A 15,015-nucleotide genomic window follows, 5' to 3' on the forward strand; every position below is an offset into this window, starting at 1 on the left:
GACATCGGGCACGCGAAAACTCCCTGTACCCGCCCACGGGACCAGGAGGCCGCGCCGCAACAGGCCCCGGAGCCGTGCAGCAGCTTGCCGGGCCCCTTCGATTGCGTACTCTTAGCAGAATGAACAACGGCTCCCCGGACAGCACAGCCCTCTCCGCCGCCGGGCCGGACGACAGCGCGCCGGTCGGAACCCCGATGCAGCCGGCGGCTCCCGCCGTTCCTGCCAGCGCCGCCGCGGATGCCCTCGCCAATCCCCGCTACGCCCGTTTCGTCACCGACCTGCTCGGGGTCATCGCATACGGCGAGCTGTCGGGCTTCGAACGTCTCTCGTCGGACGCCCGGTTCTCGCCCAGCCTCGCCGACCGCGCCAGCCTGGGCCGGCTCGCCGTGCAGGAATTCGAGCACTTCGAGCTGGTCGGCCGATTCCTGGCGGAGCTGGGCGTCACGGTGGAGGAGGCCATGGCGCCCTTCCAGGCGTCCGTCGACGCCTTCCACGAGCGCACGCGCCCGGGGGACTGGTACGAATCCCTCATGAAGGCCTATGTGATCGACGCCTTCTCCGGTGACTTCTACCGTTCCCTGGCCGACAGCCTCGATCCGCGGTCGCGCGGGCTCATCAGCACCATCGACTCGGGAGAGGGCGCGGCCCACCTGCAGCGGCGCCTCAAGGAAGCACTCGCGGACGACCCCCGGCTCGCCTCGCGCCTTGCACTGTGGGGCCGGAGGCTCGTGGGGGAGGCGCTGACCCAGGCGCAGCGCGTGGGCATCGAGCGCGAATACCTCGCGGGCCTGCTCTTCGCGAACGAAGCGGACCAGACACAGCACACGACCGCGCTCTTCTCGCAGCTGACACGCAACCATTCCCGGCGCATGAGCGCCCTGGGGCTCACCGCATAGGTCCGCTACGCATGGAAGGACCCGCGGCAGGCGGCGTGCGCCGTCGTCCGCGGGTCCCTCGTGCCGTGCAGCTCTCCTGCTAGAGCGCGCCGAAACCGACCCGGCGGGTCTCCTCGGCGCCGATCTCGACATAGCCGAGGACCGACGTCGGGACGATGACCTGGCGGCCCTTGGAATCCTTGAGGCGCAATTCGGAGCCGCCGCTCATCGCCGCGGCCACGAGTTCGGCGATGGCGTCGGCGCTCTCGGAGGAATCGAGGATGATTTCCCGGTTGACGTTCTGGATACCGATCTTGACTTCCACGGCGCATACCTCCTGTGTTGTGAGCGTGATATCGCTTCGAAACCTACTCTAGATCTCCTTGGGGAAGCGGCTGATTCCGCGCCAAGCTAAACGGTAGATGAGCTCGGCTGCGGCATCGATGTCCAGGCTGCCGTCCGTCTCCAGCCAATAGCGCGCGCTGATCTGCGCCATCCCCGCGAGACCGCGGCCCAGCAGGGTGGCCTCCACCATCGACAACTGCGTGTCACCGGCGATCACACCGGCGATCGCGCCGGCGAAGTGGGCGTTGAACTCCTCGAGCCGGCTGCTGACATCGGGCTCGCTGCTGATGTCCGACTCGAACACGAGGCGGTGCGCCCGGCTGTCCTGCGCGATGAACTGGAAGTAGGCGCGCATGGTCGCATGGACTCGCAGCTTGTTGTCGTCGGTCGAGCGGAGCGCATCGACGAGCAGCTGCGTCAGTTCGGCGAGATGGCTGTCGAGCAACGCGAGGTAGAGATCCCGCTTGCCGGGGAAGTGCTGGTACAGGACGGGCTTGCTGACCTTCGCCGCCACGGCTATGTCGTCCATGGCCGCCCCGTGGTAACCGTTGCCCACGAAGACCTCCTGTGCCGCCGCCAGGAGCTGGCGCCGGCGCTCGTCCCGCGGCAGGCGCACGGCTCTTCCTGCGGCGGTCGGTTCAGCACTCACGTAGGGCGATCCTCGGTTCGGCGGTCACGGACGTCCGTCCAGTTTACCCACCGGTAGCCTCAGCACGGTGCGGCTGCCGGCACCTCGGCGGCGGACCTCCGCGCGTGCCCCTGTGCTCGCTGGCAGGTCCGAGGTCCGGCGGAATACCCTTGGGTATGACCGCCCTCCCGTCCCCGCCGCAGGCCCCTGCTCCCGTGGAGGCGCCGCCGTCCGGTGGAGCTTCCGGCCTGCCGCCCCTCGTCGCGGCGACCGGCGCCCTCACACAGGACGAGACGCTGCGCTACTCCCGGCACCTCATCATCCCCGGCTTCGGCACGGATGCGCAGCTGCGCCTGAAGAACGCCCGGGTCCTCGTGATCGGAGCCGGTGGGCTCGGCTCCCCGGCACTGCTGTACCTGGCCGCCGCGGGAGTCGGGACGCTGGGGATCGTGGACGACGACGACGTCGAACTCTCGAACCTGCAGCGCCAGGTCATCCACGGCATGCCGGACCTCGGACGGTCCAAGGCGGCATCCGCACGGGACAGCATCATCGCCCTGAATCCGCTGGTGGAGGTGGTGCTGCACGAGGAGCGGCTGGACCGGTCGAACGCGCTGTCCCTCTTCGCCGGATACGACCTCGTCGTCGACGGCACGGACAACTTCGCCACGCGCTACCTCGTCAACGACGCGGCGGCGATCCTCGGCAAACCCTATGTGTGGGGTTCCATCCTGCGCTTCGACGGCCAGGTGAGCGTCTTCTGGCAGGACCGCGGGCCCACCTACCGCGACCTGTACCCGGAGGCGCCGCCGCCCGGTTCCGTGCCGTCCTGCGCCGAGGGCGGCGTTCTCGGTGTGCTGTGCGCGCAGATCGGTGCGGTGATGGTGAACGAGGCGATCAAGCTCATCACCGGGGTGGGTACCACGCTCCTCGGCAGGGTGCTGGTCTTCAACGCCCTGGACATGAGCTGGCGCGAGCTGCGCGTGCGGCCCGATCCGACGGCTCCCCGGATCACGGAGCTCGTCGACTACGAGCAGTTCTGCGGTCTGCCGGGCCCGACGGCGGCGGGCGACACCTCCGCCGAGGAGCAGATCCCGACGGTCTCCGTGGACGAGCTCGCGGAACTCCTCGCCGCACGGTCCGCAGGGAACGCCGACTTCGACCTGCTGGATGTCCGCAACCCGGAGGAGCACGCGATCGTGAGCATCGACGGGGCGGTGCTGGTCCCGAAGAACCTGATCCTCGACGGCGATGCGACCGTCGACGGCGGCCGGACGGTCTACGTCCACTGCAAGTCGGGAGTGCGCTCCGCGGACGTGGTCCGGTTCCTCCGTGCGGAGGGCCATCCGGATGCGCGGTCCGTGGACGGCGGCATCATCGAATGGGTTCGGCGGATCGAACCGGGGAAGATGACCTACTGAGCGCTCCGCCTCCGACCGGGACCCGGTGCGGCAGGGTGGACGGCTAGGCGCTCTGCGCGGGCCGCTCGTGATCGACGGGGCACACGGCGCCCTCGGCGTGCGCGTGCTGCGGCAGGGTGGGGCGCGCGACGGCGTCCGACGCCTCTGCGGCACGCGGGTGGCGCTCGGTGCTCGGCACCTTCTCGACGGCGGGCGCGACGTCGATCCCGTAGAGGGCTTCGAGTGCTGCCGTGTACTCGTCCTGCCGTCCCTCGGCCGCGAGTTCGCGGGCGCGGACGGTCGGTACGTGCAGGAGCTGGCGGACCATGCGCCGCAGGGCGAACTCGACCTCCTCAGCGGCCGCCGTGCAGCCGTGCTGGGCCCTCACGCGCTCCATCTCGGAGTCGAGGACCGCCTGCGTGTGCTGCCGGAGGGCCACGATGGCCGCGTTCATGGCCCGCGTGGTCTGCTGCTCCTCGAAGGTGCGGGCCGCTGCACGCACCAGGTCGCCGGCCTGGGCGAGTGCATCGGCCTGCTCCTCAGGGGCCGCGGCACGGACGGATTCGAGGGTGATGAGCTCGACGCCGTCGAGCGTTCCCACGGCCGGATCGAAGTCATGGCTCAGCGCGAGGTCGATGATCACGAGCGGGCGGTTGCTGCCGTCGCGGACGCGTTCGACATCGGCCGCGTCGATGCGGGCGTCGCTGCCGCTGCAGCCGATGACGACATCGGCCCGGCGCATGGCGCCGGGCAGGTCGGCGGCGGCCACGGCCTTCCCGCCGCGCGTGGCGACGAAGGCCTCGGCCCGTCCGGAGGAGGAGAAGACGGAGATGTCGGTGCAGCCCTTGTCCTTGAGGGCGGCCATCGTGGCACCCGCGTAGGCTCCGGTGCCGAACAGGACCACCGTCTTGCGCGACCAGTCGGCATCCTCGGACAGGTCGCCGGCGAGTTCCAGGGCCACGGACACGATGGACCGGCCGCGGCTGCCGAGGGCCGTCTGCGCACCCACGTCCTTCGCGGTCCTCGAGGCGGCCTGGAAGAGGCGCACGAGTCCGCCGCTGGCGGCTCCGGAGCCCTGCGCCTCGATCAGCGCGCGGCGCACCTGCCCGGCGATCTCGCGTTCGCCGATCACGGCCGAGTCGAGTCCGGCGCCGACGGCGAAGAGGTGCTCGGCGACGTCCTGGCCGGTGTGCGTCTCGAAGGAGGAGGACACGGACTGCTCGGGGATGCCGGAGTACTCGCTGATGGTCGACACGATCGCGGAACGGGCGGCCTCCACATCGTCCTCGGAGGGTGCCTCGGCATAGATCTCGAAGCGGTTGCACGTCGCGAGGACGACGGCGCCCGAGAGCGCCTTGTCATCGGAGAGCACAGCGGAAGGGACCTGGGGGGCGCCGACGCTGAGTCGGGCAACGGTTTCCAGGTCCACGTTCGAGTGTGTCGCGACAAGTGAAAGAAGTACCACAGCCCTCCGATCATACCGAGAACGGGCCTTTCCCACTGAATAGGCAATCCTTACCGGAGCTTGCTTTCCGCGGATCCATGCGGGATTCTGCCCCCCCGGGCCCGGGGGTGATGTTGGCCACGTGGGGCATCGGCCGTGCCACCCCGGTTAACCATCCGCCGCGATCTTCGGCAGAATCGGCGGTATGGACCTTGGAGCATCGCACCCGCTGGTCGACGGACGCACGTCCGGCTCGGCTCTCATCTCCGCCTACCGGGGCCGGACCCCGCACCGGCGGCCCGTGTGGTTCATGCGGCAGGCGGGACGGTCCCTGCCCGAGTATCGCGCCCTGCGCGAGGGCACCGACATGCTCGAGTCCTGCCTGGACCCGGAGATGGCGTCCGAGATCACGCTCCAGCCCGTGCGCCGGCACGACGTCGATGCCGCCATCTTCTTCTCGGACATCGTGATCCCGCTCAAGCTCGCCGGAGTGGACGTCGACATCGTCCCCGGCGTGGGCCCGGTCCTCGGGGCCCCGATACGCTCCGCGGCCGACGTCGCCGCACTGCCCACCCTGACGGACGAGGCGCTCGAGCCCATCCGCGCAGCTGTCGCGCTCACCGTCGCCCAGCTCGGCTCCACACCGCTGATCGGATTCGCCGGTGCGCCGTTCACGCTGGCCGCCTACATGGTCGAGGGCCGTCCGTCGCGCGACCACCTCGGTCCGCGCACCATGATGCATGCCGACCCCGAGACCTGGCGCGCCCTGACCGACTGGGCGGCGGACGCCTCGGGGATGTTCCTCCGCGCACAACTCGAAGCGGGCGCCAGCGCGGCCCAGCTGTTCGACTCCTGGGCGGGGTCCCTCGGCCTCGCGGACTACCGCCGCCACGTAGCGCCTGCCTCACGCCGTGCGCTCGACCACGTGCGCGGACTCGGTGCACCGCTGATCCACTTCGGCACCGGCACCTCCGAACTGCTCGTCGCCATGCACGAGGTGGGCGTGGACGTCATCGGCGTCGACTACCGCCTTCCCCTCGACGAGGCGAACCGTCGACTCGGCGGGACCGTGCCGCTGCAGGGCAACATCGATCCGGCACTGCTCCCTGCGCCATGGCCCGTGCTGGAACAGCACGTCCGCGACGTCATCGCCGCCGGCGCATCCGCGCCGGGCCACGTGGTGAACCTCGGGCACGGCGTCCCGCCGGAGACGGACCCGGATGTCCTGACGCGCGTCGTCGACCTCATCCACTCCGTGGAGCCGTAGCGATGGCGAGGGGGGCAGGCAGGGATACGACACCGGAGACGCCGGTGGAGACCGTCCAGGCGGGGCCGGTCCCACGGCGGACCGTCGTGGTCGTCGGCGGCGGGATGGCGGGACTCGTCGCAGCGCGGACACTGCTCGGGCGCGGATTCCGCGTCACCGTCCTCGAGCGGTCCGACCGGTTCGGCGGCACCGTGGACGGGCGTGTCCTCGGCGGCTTCCGGCTCGACAGCGGTGCCGAGTCCTTCTCGACGCGCTCCGCCACCGTCCCGGCCCTCGCCGACGAACTGGGGCTCGGGGACCGGATCGTTCCCCCCGATGCCACGGGAGCCTGGGTGCAGCTCCCGGGTAAGGACCTCCGCGCCTCCGCGCAGCCCCTGCCCAGCTCCGGGATCCTCGGCATACCCGCGGATCCGTCCGACCCCGCGATCAGCGCCGTGATCGGCCGCAGCGGCGCCCTCCGCGCGGCCCTCGACAGGGTCCTGCCGGTCGGACCCCTCGCAACGCGCCCGAAGGTCAGCCTCGGCGAGCTCGTCCGTGCACGGATGGGCGAGGAGGTGCTCACGCGGCTCGTGGCGCCCGTGGCGGGAGGCGTCTTCTCCGCCGATCCCGACGACCTCGACGTCGATTCCGTGGCGCCGGGCCTCCGCGCGATGATGGGCCGCCTGGGCTCCCTCGGGGCGGCAGCGGGAGCGCTCCGCGCGGCGGCGCCCGCGGGGTCCGCCGTGGCCGGTCTCGCCGGTGGTATCGCCCAGCTCCGCGATGCCCTGGTCCGGCAGCTCGAGGCGGACGGCGCCGACCTCCGGACGGGGGAGCAGGTGACCCGCGTCGCTCGTTCCGCCTCCGGCTGGACGGTCACGACGGAGCACTCGATGCTGACGCGGCGCATCCAGGCCGACGGCGTGGTGGTCGCGACGGAAGGCCGCGCCGCCGTCGACCTCCTGGCGCCGGTGATCCCCGGCCTGGCCACCGAGCGGCCCGATGCGGTGCCCGGCGTCGCCCTGGTCACCCTGATCGTCGATGTCCCCGAACTCGATGCCCGCCCCCGTGGCACCGGGGTCCTGGTCGCCCGCGGCGTCGAGGGCGTCGCCGCGAAGGCACTGACCCATGCGACCGCGAAGTGGGCTTGGCTGCGGGATCAGGCCGGTCCCGGCTCGCATGTCCTCCGGCTGTCCTTCGGGCGTGTCGGTGACACCCCTGCCGACGTCGGGCTCGGCACGCCGGACGACGCCCTCTACCGCCACGCGCTCGCGGACGCCTCGGCCCTCCTCGGCGTGTCCATCGACGAGGCCGATGTGCTCGACTGGGACGTGGTGCGCTGGGCGGGCGCCCTGCCGCACGCCTCCGTGGGGCACCGGGAGCGGGTGGCGCGCATCCGCTCGCTCGTCGCGGACCGCTCGGCGTCCCTCGCCGTCACCGGCGGATGGCTTGCCGGGACGGGCCTCGTGGCGGTCATCGACGACGCCAGGGCGCGTGCCGGCCAGCTCGCCGACGCGCTCGCCGAGTCCTCCGCTGCGGGCAGTCCTGCCGCCCGGATGTGACCTTGATCTCTTCTACCTTCCGTAGAAGAAAAGGATTTCGGTTCGTCTCCGGGCAAGGGGCAGACTAGTACCATGACTGAGCCAACCGGTAGCAACGCCCACGCTCCCCAGCACACCGGAGAGGGCGCCGACGCCCCCGGTGAGCTGTTCTACACACTCTGGACCGTCTTCAAGCGGGGAACCGCGACGACGGACTCCGGGGCCCACACGCTCGAGGAAGTCATCGCCTCCTTCGAACCCGACGGCGTGGTGCTGCGCGGTTTCTACGACGTCTCGGCCATGCGGGCGGACGCCGACGTCATGGTCTGGCTCCACGGTCCCCGAGCGGAAGACCTGCAGGCGGCCGTGCGCAGGCTGCGCCGCACCGAGACGTTCGCCGAGACCACCATGGTGTGGTCGGCCATGGGCGTCCACCGCGACGCGGAGTTCTCGAAGTCCCACAGCCCTGCGTTCTCCCGCGGGGTGGCCCCCGCGGAGTGGGTCTGCGTGTACCCGTTCGTCCGATCCTACGAGTGGTACATCCTGCCGACGGAGGAGCGCCGCGAGATGCTCACGGACCATGGCATGAAGGGCCGGAAGTACCCCCAGGTGATCTCGAACACCGTGTCATCCTTCGCCCTCAACGACTACGAATGGATCCTGGCACTCGAGGCTCCCGACCTCGTGGACCTCGTGGACCTCATGCGGTACCTCCGGGAGACCGAGGCGCGCCGCCACGTCCGCGAGGAAGTGCCGTTCTACACCGGCCGGCGGATCAACCACGACGAGATTGCAGAGGTGCTCCAGTGACGACACAGGCATTCAACCCCCTCGAAGGAGTCGACGAGAACGGCCGGATGGCCCCGAAGGCGTACGACGCCGTCGTGCTCGCCTCCTTCGGCGGGCCCGAGGGACAGGACGACGTCATCCCCTTCCTGCGGAACGTGACCCGCGGACGCGGCATCCCCGACGAGCGGCTCGAAGAGGTCTCGCACCACTACCGCGCGTTCGGCGGGGTCAGCCCCATCAACAGCCAGAACCGCGCGCTCCGCGCCGCCATGGAGGCCGAGCTGCGCCGTCGCGGTATCGATCTCCCCGTCTACTGGGGCAACCGCAACTGGGAGCCCTTCATCGCGGACACCCTCCAGGAGGCGTACGACGCCGGGCACCGGAAGGTGCTCGCCGTCACCACGAGCGCCTACTCGTGCTACTCGAGCTGCCGGCAGTACCGCGAGGACCTCGGCATGGCGCTCGTGAAGACCGGACTCGAGGGCCGGCTCGAGGTGGACAAGGTGCGGCAGTACTTCGACCACCCGGGATTCGTGGAGCCCTTCGTCGAAGGAGTGACGGAAGGCCTCGCCAGGGTCCGCGCCGGGCTCGCCGAGCAGGGGAACCCGGACGCTCCCGTCCACGTCATGTTCTCCACGCACTCGATCCCCATGGGTGATGCCGAGGCCGCAGGCCCGCGCAACGGCGAGGGCGGCCCCGCGTACGAGGAGGGGGCCTACGTGGCGCAGCACCTCGCGACCGCGCAGGCGGTCCTGGACCGGATCCCCGAGGCCGCAGGCGTCGAGTGGTCGCTGGTCTACCAGTCCCGTTCCGGCGCGCCGCACATCCCCTGGCTCGAACCCGACATCAGCGACGCGCTCCGCGACCGCTACGAGGCCGGGACCCGCGGCGTCGTCATCGTGCCGCTGGGGTTCGTCTCGGACCACATGGAGGTCGCGTGGGACCTCGATACCGAAGCGATGGAGACCTGCGGCGAGCTCGGTATGGTGGCCGACCGCGTACCGACCCCGGGGACGCACCGGAAGTTCGTGGAGGGCCTGATCGACCTCATCCTCGAGCGCACCATCGAGAACAACATCGCCGACCGTCCGTCGGCGACGGCGCTCGGTCCCTGGTACGACGTCTGCCGGCCGAACTGCTGCGCGAACCGCCGCGGGGAGAAGCCGACCATCGCGGCCGTCGACTCCACCGTCGGGACCCCGCTGCCCAACCCCGGCACGTGATGAAAGCAGGCATCCGGGTCGGCACGCGGGGCAGCGCCCTCGCGATGACGCAGACGACGACGGTCGCCGAGCGCGTGTCGGACCTCGCGGCGCTGCCGTACGAACTCGTGCGCGTCCGGACCGAGGGGGACGTCTCCCGCGGGTCGCTGTCGCAGATCGGCGGCACGGGGGTCTTCGTCGCCGCGCTCCGCGACGCCCTGCTCGAGGAGCGGTGCGACATCGCCGTGCATTCGCTGAAGGACCTACCCACGCTGCCGGCGCCCGGTCTCACCGTGGCATCGGTACCCGAGCGCGAGGACGTCCGGGACGCGCTGTGTGCGCGGGACGGCCTGACCCTGGCCACGCTGCCCGACGGCGCCCGGGTGGGCACGGGATCCCCACGGCGTGCCGCACAGCTCCGGTCCGCGCGACCGGGGCTGGAGGTCGTCGACATCCGCGGGAACGTCGACACGCGGCTCGGCCGGGTCGCCGGACTCGTCATCGGTGCTCCCGGAGACCTCGACGCCGTCGTCCTCGCGGCGGCGGGACTCCGGCGCCTGGGGCGCGACGACGCCATCACGGAGCTGATCGACACCGACGTGATGCTGCCCGCCCCCGGACAGGGTGCCCTCGCCGTCGAGTGCCGCGAGAACGAGGCCGCTCCACGGGTGCGCGAGGCCCTGGCCGCCTACGACCACCTGCCCACGCGGCTCGCCGTCACGGCCGAGCGCGCGGTCCTGCTGCAGCTCGAGGCAGGATGCGCGGCCCCGATCGGTGCGCTCGCACACCTGCGGGGCGACGAGCTCGCCCTCGAGGCAGTGGTCTGCAGCCTCGACGGGCGGTCGATCCTCCGGCTGACACGCTCGGCTCCCGCAGCGGACGCCGTCGCCGCCGCACGGCTGGGACTCGACCTCGCCGAGGACCTGCTGGCAGCCGGCGCCGCGGACATCGCTCCGCTGAACAGCTAGCCACGTGGGACACGATCGCACGGTGCGTCCGGTGATCATCCTGCGGCACCCGGCTCGGGCCGTCCACATCGCCGAGGCCCTCCGTGCCGTCGGGCTGTCTCCCTTCGCACTCCCGCTCACGGATGCCGAACTGCCGGCCGATACCGGTGCCGTCGCCGACGAGCTCGAGGCCCTGGGCCGCGGCTCGTACCGATGGGTCGTGGTGACAAGCGGGAACACCGTCCAGGCACTGTCGATGCTCGCGCGGCTCCGCGGGGCGACGCTCGCCGCGCTGGTGCATGACGGCGGCGCGAGGGTCGCCGCCGTCGGATCAGCCACCGCGCGCCTGCTGGCCCACGCCGGCGTCGACGTGGACCTGGTGCCGCCGGAGGCGTCCTCGATCGGCCTGCTCGGCGTCTTCCCGCGTGGGAGCGGCGCGGTCCTCCTGCCCCAGGCCGACCTCGCCCCCGACGGCCTCTCGACCGGACTCGCGGCACGGGGCTGGTCGGTCCGCCGGGTCGAGGCCTATCGCACCGTGCCCTACCCGGCGGATCCGGCGCGCCGGATCCCCGGCATCGAGGAACGCGGGGAGCTCCCACCGCTGCTGTCCACCGGCGAGGTCGCGGCGTTCGCGTCCGGCGGTGTCCAGCCCGCCGTCGTCTTCACCGCACCGAGCACGGTGCGGCAATTCCGTGAAAGGCTGGGCGCCGGGCCCCTCGCTTTCTTCCCCGTCGCCATCGGGCGCACCACGGCCGCGGCCCTGCGCCAGCAGGGCTGGGAACCGGGAGCGACAGCCGCCGACCCGACCCCGCAGGACATCGCCCGGGCCGTCGAGCACGCCATCTCGAGTGGCGGACCGACGATCCTGCACCCGCACCACTGAACGGAGATCAGCCATGAGTTTCCCCCAGCACCGGCCACGGAGGCTGCGCTCGACACCCGCCCTGCGGCGCATGGTGGCGGAGTACCGCGTGCACCCCTCCGAGCTGATCCTGCCGGCCTTCATCCGCGAGGGCCTCGGCGAGCCCTCGCCCATCCTGTCGATGCCCGGCGTCGTGCAGCACACGACGGACTCGCTCAAGCGCGCGGCAGCCGAGGCGGTCGGTCGCGGCGTCGGCGGCATCATGCTGTTCGGCATCCCCGAGCACCGCGATGCGACCGGCAGCGCAGGGATCGACCCCGACGGCATCCTCAACCGTGCCATCGCCGATGTCCGCGCCGAGGTCGGCGACGCGCTGGTCGTGATGAGCGACGTCTGCCTCGACGAGTTCACCGACCACGGCCACTGCGGCGTCCTCGCCGGCGACGGCTCGGTGGACAACGATGCGACGCTGGCCCTCTACGCGCAGATGGCCGTCGAGCAGGCTCGGGCCGGCGCGCACGTCCTCGGCCCGTCGGGCATGATGGACGGCCAGGTCGCCGTCATCCGCCAGGCGCTGGACGAGGCCGGGCACCAGGACACCGTGGTGCTCGCGTACGCGGCCAAGTACGCCTCGGCGTTCTACGGCCCCTTCCGCGAGGCGGTCGACTCCCAGCTCACCGGCGACCGCCGGACCTACCAGATGGACGCGGCCAACCGGCGCGAGGCGATCCTCGAGGTCGAGCTCGACATCGAGGAGGGCGCGGACATGGTGATGGTCAAGCCCGCCATGAGCTACCTCGACGTCCTCGCCGACGTCGCCGCCATGTCGCCCGTTCCCGTCGCCGCCTACCAGATCTCGGGGGAGTACGCGATGATCGAGGCGGCCGCGGCGAACGGCTGGATCGACCGGCGCCGCGCCATCGAGGAGTCCGTCCTCGGCATCAAGCGCGCCGGCGCGCAGATGATCCTCACCTACTGGGCCTCCGAGCTCGCGCTCTGGCTCCACGAGACCGACCACTAGAACCCGAACTCCAGCTAAGGGACCGCCATGACGACTTCCGAGAACCTCTACGAACGCGCCCGCGCCCTCATGCCCGGCGGCGTCAACTCGCCGGTGCGTGCCTTCGGCTCGGTCGGAGGGACCCCGCGCTTCCTGGTCGACGCGCACGGCGCCTACGTGACCGACGCGGACGGCAAGGAGTACGTCGACCTCGTCTGCTCGTGGGGACCGGCCCTGCTCGGTCACTCCCACCCCGACGTGATCGCCGCCGTCCACCGTGCCGTCGACCACGGGCTCACCTTCGGCGCCTCGACGCCTGCGGAGGCAGACCTCGCGCAGCTCGTGAAGGAGCGCGTGCCGGCCGTCGAACTCCTGCGCATGGTGTCCACCGGCACCGAGGCGACCATGACGGCGGTACGCCTGGCCCGCGGCTTCACGGCGCGCAACCTGATCGTCAAGTTCGCCGGGTGCTACCACGGGCACGTGGACAGCCTCCTCGCGTCCGCGGGGTCCGGTGTGGCGACCCTGGCGTTGCCCGGGTCGGCGGGCGTCACGGAGGCCACGACCGCGGAGACGCTCGTGCTCCCGTACAACGACGTCGAAGCGGTCGAGGAGGCGTTCCGGACCCACGGCGAGCGCATCGCCGCCGTCATCACGGAGGCTGCGCCCGCGAACATGGGCGTGGTGACGCCCGCCCCCGGCTTCAACGCCTTCCTGAGCCGCATCACCGCCGAACACGGCGCGCTGTTCATCGTCGACGAGGTCATGACCGGCTTCCGCACGCACCCGGGCGGGTACTGGAAGCTCACGGGCGGAGCCGACGACGCCGAGCACCCCTGGACGCCGGACCTCCTGACGTTCGGCAAGGTGATCGGCGGCGGGATCCCTGCGGCGGCCCTCGGCGGACGCGCGGACGTCATGAACTACCTCGCGCCCATCGGGCCCGTGTACCAGGCGGGCACGCTCTCGGGCAATCCGATCGCCATGGCCGCGGGAGTCGCCACCCTCACCGCAGCGACCGACGACGTCTACCGCCACGTCGATGAACGCTCGCTCGAGGTCGGTGACGCCCTCTCCTCCGAGCTCTCCAAGGCGGGCGTGGACCACTCGATCCAGCGGGCGGGGAACCTGTTCAGCGTGGCCTTCGGCACCGCCGAGCACGGGGTGTCGAACTACGCCGACGCGCAGGGCCAGGAAGCCTTCCGCTACGGGCCGTTCTTCCACTCCATGCTCGATGCGGGCGTGTACCTCCCGCCGTCCGTCTACGAGGCCTGGTTCCTCTCGGCCGCACACGACGACGCCGCGATGGACCGCATCCATGCAGCCCTCCCCGCCGCGGCGCAGGCAGCAGCTGCAGCGGTCCCGACCGACTAGGCCGACGCAGCGGCCGCCGTCGTCGATCAGGCGACGGCGGTCATCGCCTGCCGGGGTCCGGAGGGCGCGAGGATCCCCGAGGGGCCCGCAGGCGAACCGTCCTCGACGGCGTCCTCCGTGACCCGCTCCGTGGCCGGCTCGATGACCGGCCACGCGCGCTCGATCACGGCGCCGGGTTCCGTCCGGCGGAGGTATTCCTCGAAGTCGGCCGCCTGCCGGTCCGCCCACACGACCAGCGAGGCGTGCAGGTCCGCGGCCGGCTTCCTGAGGAATGCGTACTGCTCGGCGAGGCGCAGGCCCACGTGCAGGGTCGCGAGGACATCGGCGGCCGAGGTGTGGGCGTTCTCGAACCGGATGCCGTAGTGCTCGCACAATGCCGTCAGCGTGCGCTTCCCTCGCCGGTAGCGGTCCGCCTGCTTGTCCATGATGAACGGATCGATCACGGGCGCGGGACGGGGCGTCGGAACGCCGTGGCGGCGCCCCTCCTGCGCGAGCACGGTGAAGTCGTAGCGGGCGTTGTAGGCGAGCACGGGCACGCCGGCCGCGAAGAGCCGGGCGAGGACCGCCGAGATTCCCCGCACCACGTCGGCGGCGGCGAGGCCATGGGTACGGGCGTGCGCCGTCGTGATGCCGTGGATGGCGGCGGCGCCGTCAGGGATCTCGACGCCTGGGTCCGCCAGCCACTCGTGGTGCTCGAGCACCCCGCCCTCGCCGTCCAGGAGGATGACAGTCGCGGTGACGATACGCGCGGAGAGGGGGTCCCGCCCCGTCGTCTCGAGGTCGAAGGCGGCCCTCGGGCCTTCATGCCAGCTCGTCATGGGCACCACCGTACCGGCGGGGTCCGACCAAATCGCGGTGCCGCTCCGACGGGCACCCCCGGGCTAGGGTGGGCCCATGCACCCAGGAGCGGCCCACGGCACGGAGAACACGCGGCAGGACGCCGTCGTCCCAGGCGGTGTGGCTCCCGCGCGCGTCGCTCCGGAGGCCTACGTGAACGCCGTGCTGGCCGTCACCGACCTGATTCCCGCGGGCCGGGTCCTCACCTACGGCGATATCGCCGAGCTCCTGGAATGCGGAGGCCCCCGCCAGGTCGGCAGGGCACTCTCCCGCAGTACGCGCGACGTCCCGTGGTGGCGCGTCCTGCGATCCGGTGGCCACCCGCCACGCGGGCTGGCCGTGCGCGCCCGCGCCCACTACGACGACGAGGGGACGGCCCTGGCCGTACCGGCAGGGCCTGCCGGTACGGAGGACTACCGCGTGGACCTGCGGCGCGCCCGCTGGTGGCCCTCGGAGCACGAGCAGGCCGTCGTGGCCGGACTCGGCGCGTCCCTGCGGCGCGCCGGACAGTAGCGGGGGACACCCGTT

15 protein-coding genes are annotated in these 15,015 nt (G+C 71.6%); 11 read left to right on the plus strand and 4 right to left on the minus strand.

Annotation, left to right across the window (positions count from 1 at the left end; translation table 11 throughout):
* Positions 1 to 119 precede the first annotated feature (119 nt).
* Positions 120 to 896, plus strand: coding sequence for a ferritin-like fold-containing protein (locus tag AC1MFI_RS10275; protein ID WP_479816656.1), 777 nt, complete (start codon positions 120 to 122; stop codon positions 894 to 896).
* A gap of 79 nt (positions 897 to 975) precedes the next feature.
* Here the strand turns inward: AC1MFI_RS10275 and AC1MFI_RS10280 are convergent, their stop codons facing one another.
* Positions 976 to 1,200, minus strand: a complete 225-nt coding sequence (locus AC1MFI_RS10280; RefSeq protein ID WP_479816658.1) for a DUF3107 domain-containing protein — start codon at positions 1,198 to 1,200, stop codon at positions 976 to 978.
* Positions 1,201 to 1,248: 48 nt separating this feature from the next.
* Positions 1,249 to 1,869, minus strand: a complete 621-nt coding sequence (locus tag AC1MFI_RS10285) for a TetR/AcrR family transcriptional regulator (RefSeq protein WP_479816659.1) — start codon at positions 1,867 to 1,869, stop codon at positions 1,249 to 1,251.
* Between the two features lie 155 nt (positions 1,870 to 2,024).
* Here AC1MFI_RS10285 and moeB point away from each other — a divergent pair, with 155 nt between their 5' ends.
* Positions 2,025 to 3,269 (plus strand): molybdopterin-synthase adenylyltransferase MoeB, encoded by a 1,245-nt coding sequence (gene moeB / locus AC1MFI_RS10290; protein ID WP_479816660.1) that lies wholly within the window; start codon positions 2,025 to 2,027, stop codon positions 3,267 to 3,269.
* Positions 3,270 to 3,312: 43 nt separating this feature from the next.
* On the opposite strand, the gene AC1MFI_RS10295 is transcribed toward moeB, so the two are convergent.
* Complete coding sequence (locus tag AC1MFI_RS10295; protein WP_479816661.1) at positions 3,313 to 4,713, minus strand: glutamyl-tRNA reductase; 1,401 nt, start codon at positions 4,711 to 4,713, stop codon at positions 3,313 to 3,315.
* Positions 4,714 to 4,897: 184 nt separating this feature from the next.
* Between AC1MFI_RS10295 and hemE the strand changes: the two genes are divergently transcribed.
* The 8 genes from hemE (at position 4,898) to hemL (ending at position 13,650) form a co-directional block, all read left to right on the plus strand.
* Positions 4,898 to 5,959: a uroporphyrinogen decarboxylase gene (gene hemE / locus AC1MFI_RS10300; RefSeq protein WP_479816662.1), complete on the plus strand. Its 1,062-nt coding sequence runs from the start codon at positions 4,898 to 4,900 to the stop codon at positions 5,957 to 5,959.
* A 2-nt stretch (positions 5,960 to 5,961) separates the two neighbouring features.
* Positions 5,962 to 7,497 (plus strand): protoporphyrinogen oxidase, encoded by a 1,536-nt coding sequence (gene hemG / locus AC1MFI_RS10305; RefSeq protein ID WP_479816663.1) that lies wholly within the window; start codon positions 5,962 to 5,964, stop codon positions 7,495 to 7,497.
* Between the two features lie 72 nt (positions 7,498 to 7,569).
* Positions 7,570 to 8,286: a hydrogen peroxide-dependent heme synthase gene (hemQ, locus tag AC1MFI_RS10310; RefSeq protein ID WP_479816665.1), complete on the plus strand. Its 717-nt coding sequence runs from the start codon at positions 7,570 to 7,572 to the stop codon at positions 8,284 to 8,286.
* 47 nt (positions 8,287 to 8,333) lie between these two features.
* Positions 8,334 to 9,488 (plus strand): ferrochelatase, encoded by a 1,155-nt coding sequence (locus tag AC1MFI_RS10315; RefSeq protein WP_479820845.1) that lies wholly within the window; start codon positions 8,334 to 8,336, stop codon positions 9,486 to 9,488.
* Positions 9,488 to 10,435 (plus strand): hydroxymethylbilane synthase, encoded by a 948-nt coding sequence (hemC, locus tag AC1MFI_RS10320; protein WP_479816667.1) that lies wholly within the window; start codon positions 9,488 to 9,490, stop codon positions 10,433 to 10,435. Before AC1MFI_RS10315 ends, hemC begins: the two co-directional genes overlap by 1 nt.
* A 4-nt stretch (positions 10,436 to 10,439) precedes the next feature.
* On the plus strand, positions 10,440 to 11,297 hold the full coding sequence (locus tag AC1MFI_RS10325; protein ID WP_479816669.1) for a uroporphyrinogen-III synthase: 858 nt from the start codon (positions 10,440 to 10,442) through the stop codon (positions 11,295 to 11,297).
* A 13-nt stretch (positions 11,298 to 11,310) separates the two neighbouring features.
* The gene (gene hemB, locus AC1MFI_RS10330) at positions 11,311 to 12,297 is read left to right on the plus strand and encodes a porphobilinogen synthase (protein ID WP_479816670.1); all 987 of its coding nucleotides are present in this window, start codon (positions 11,311 to 11,313) and stop codon (positions 12,295 to 12,297) included.
* A gap of 27 nt (positions 12,298 to 12,324) precedes the next feature.
* Positions 12,325 to 13,650, plus strand: coding sequence for a glutamate-1-semialdehyde 2,1-aminomutase (gene hemL, locus AC1MFI_RS10335; RefSeq protein WP_479816672.1), 1,326 nt, complete (start codon positions 12,325 to 12,327; stop codon positions 13,648 to 13,650).
* Positions 13,651 to 13,676: 26 nt separating this feature from the next.
* Here hemL and AC1MFI_RS10340 read toward each other — a convergent pair whose 3' ends face one another.
* Positions 13,677 to 14,468 (minus strand): exonuclease domain-containing protein, encoded by a 792-nt coding sequence (locus AC1MFI_RS10340; protein WP_479816674.1) that lies wholly within the window; start codon positions 14,466 to 14,468, stop codon positions 13,677 to 13,679.
* Between the two features lie 76 nt (positions 14,469 to 14,544).
* On the opposite strand from AC1MFI_RS10340, the gene AC1MFI_RS10345 reads away from it, so the two are divergent.
* On the plus strand, positions 14,545 to 15,000 hold the full coding sequence (locus AC1MFI_RS10345; RefSeq protein WP_479816675.1) for an MGMT family protein: 456 nt from the start codon (positions 14,545 to 14,547) through the stop codon (positions 14,998 to 15,000).
* Positions 15,001 to 15,015 lie beyond the last annotated feature (15 nt).

The organism is Arthrobacter sp. BC5 (genome assembly GCF_056680255.1).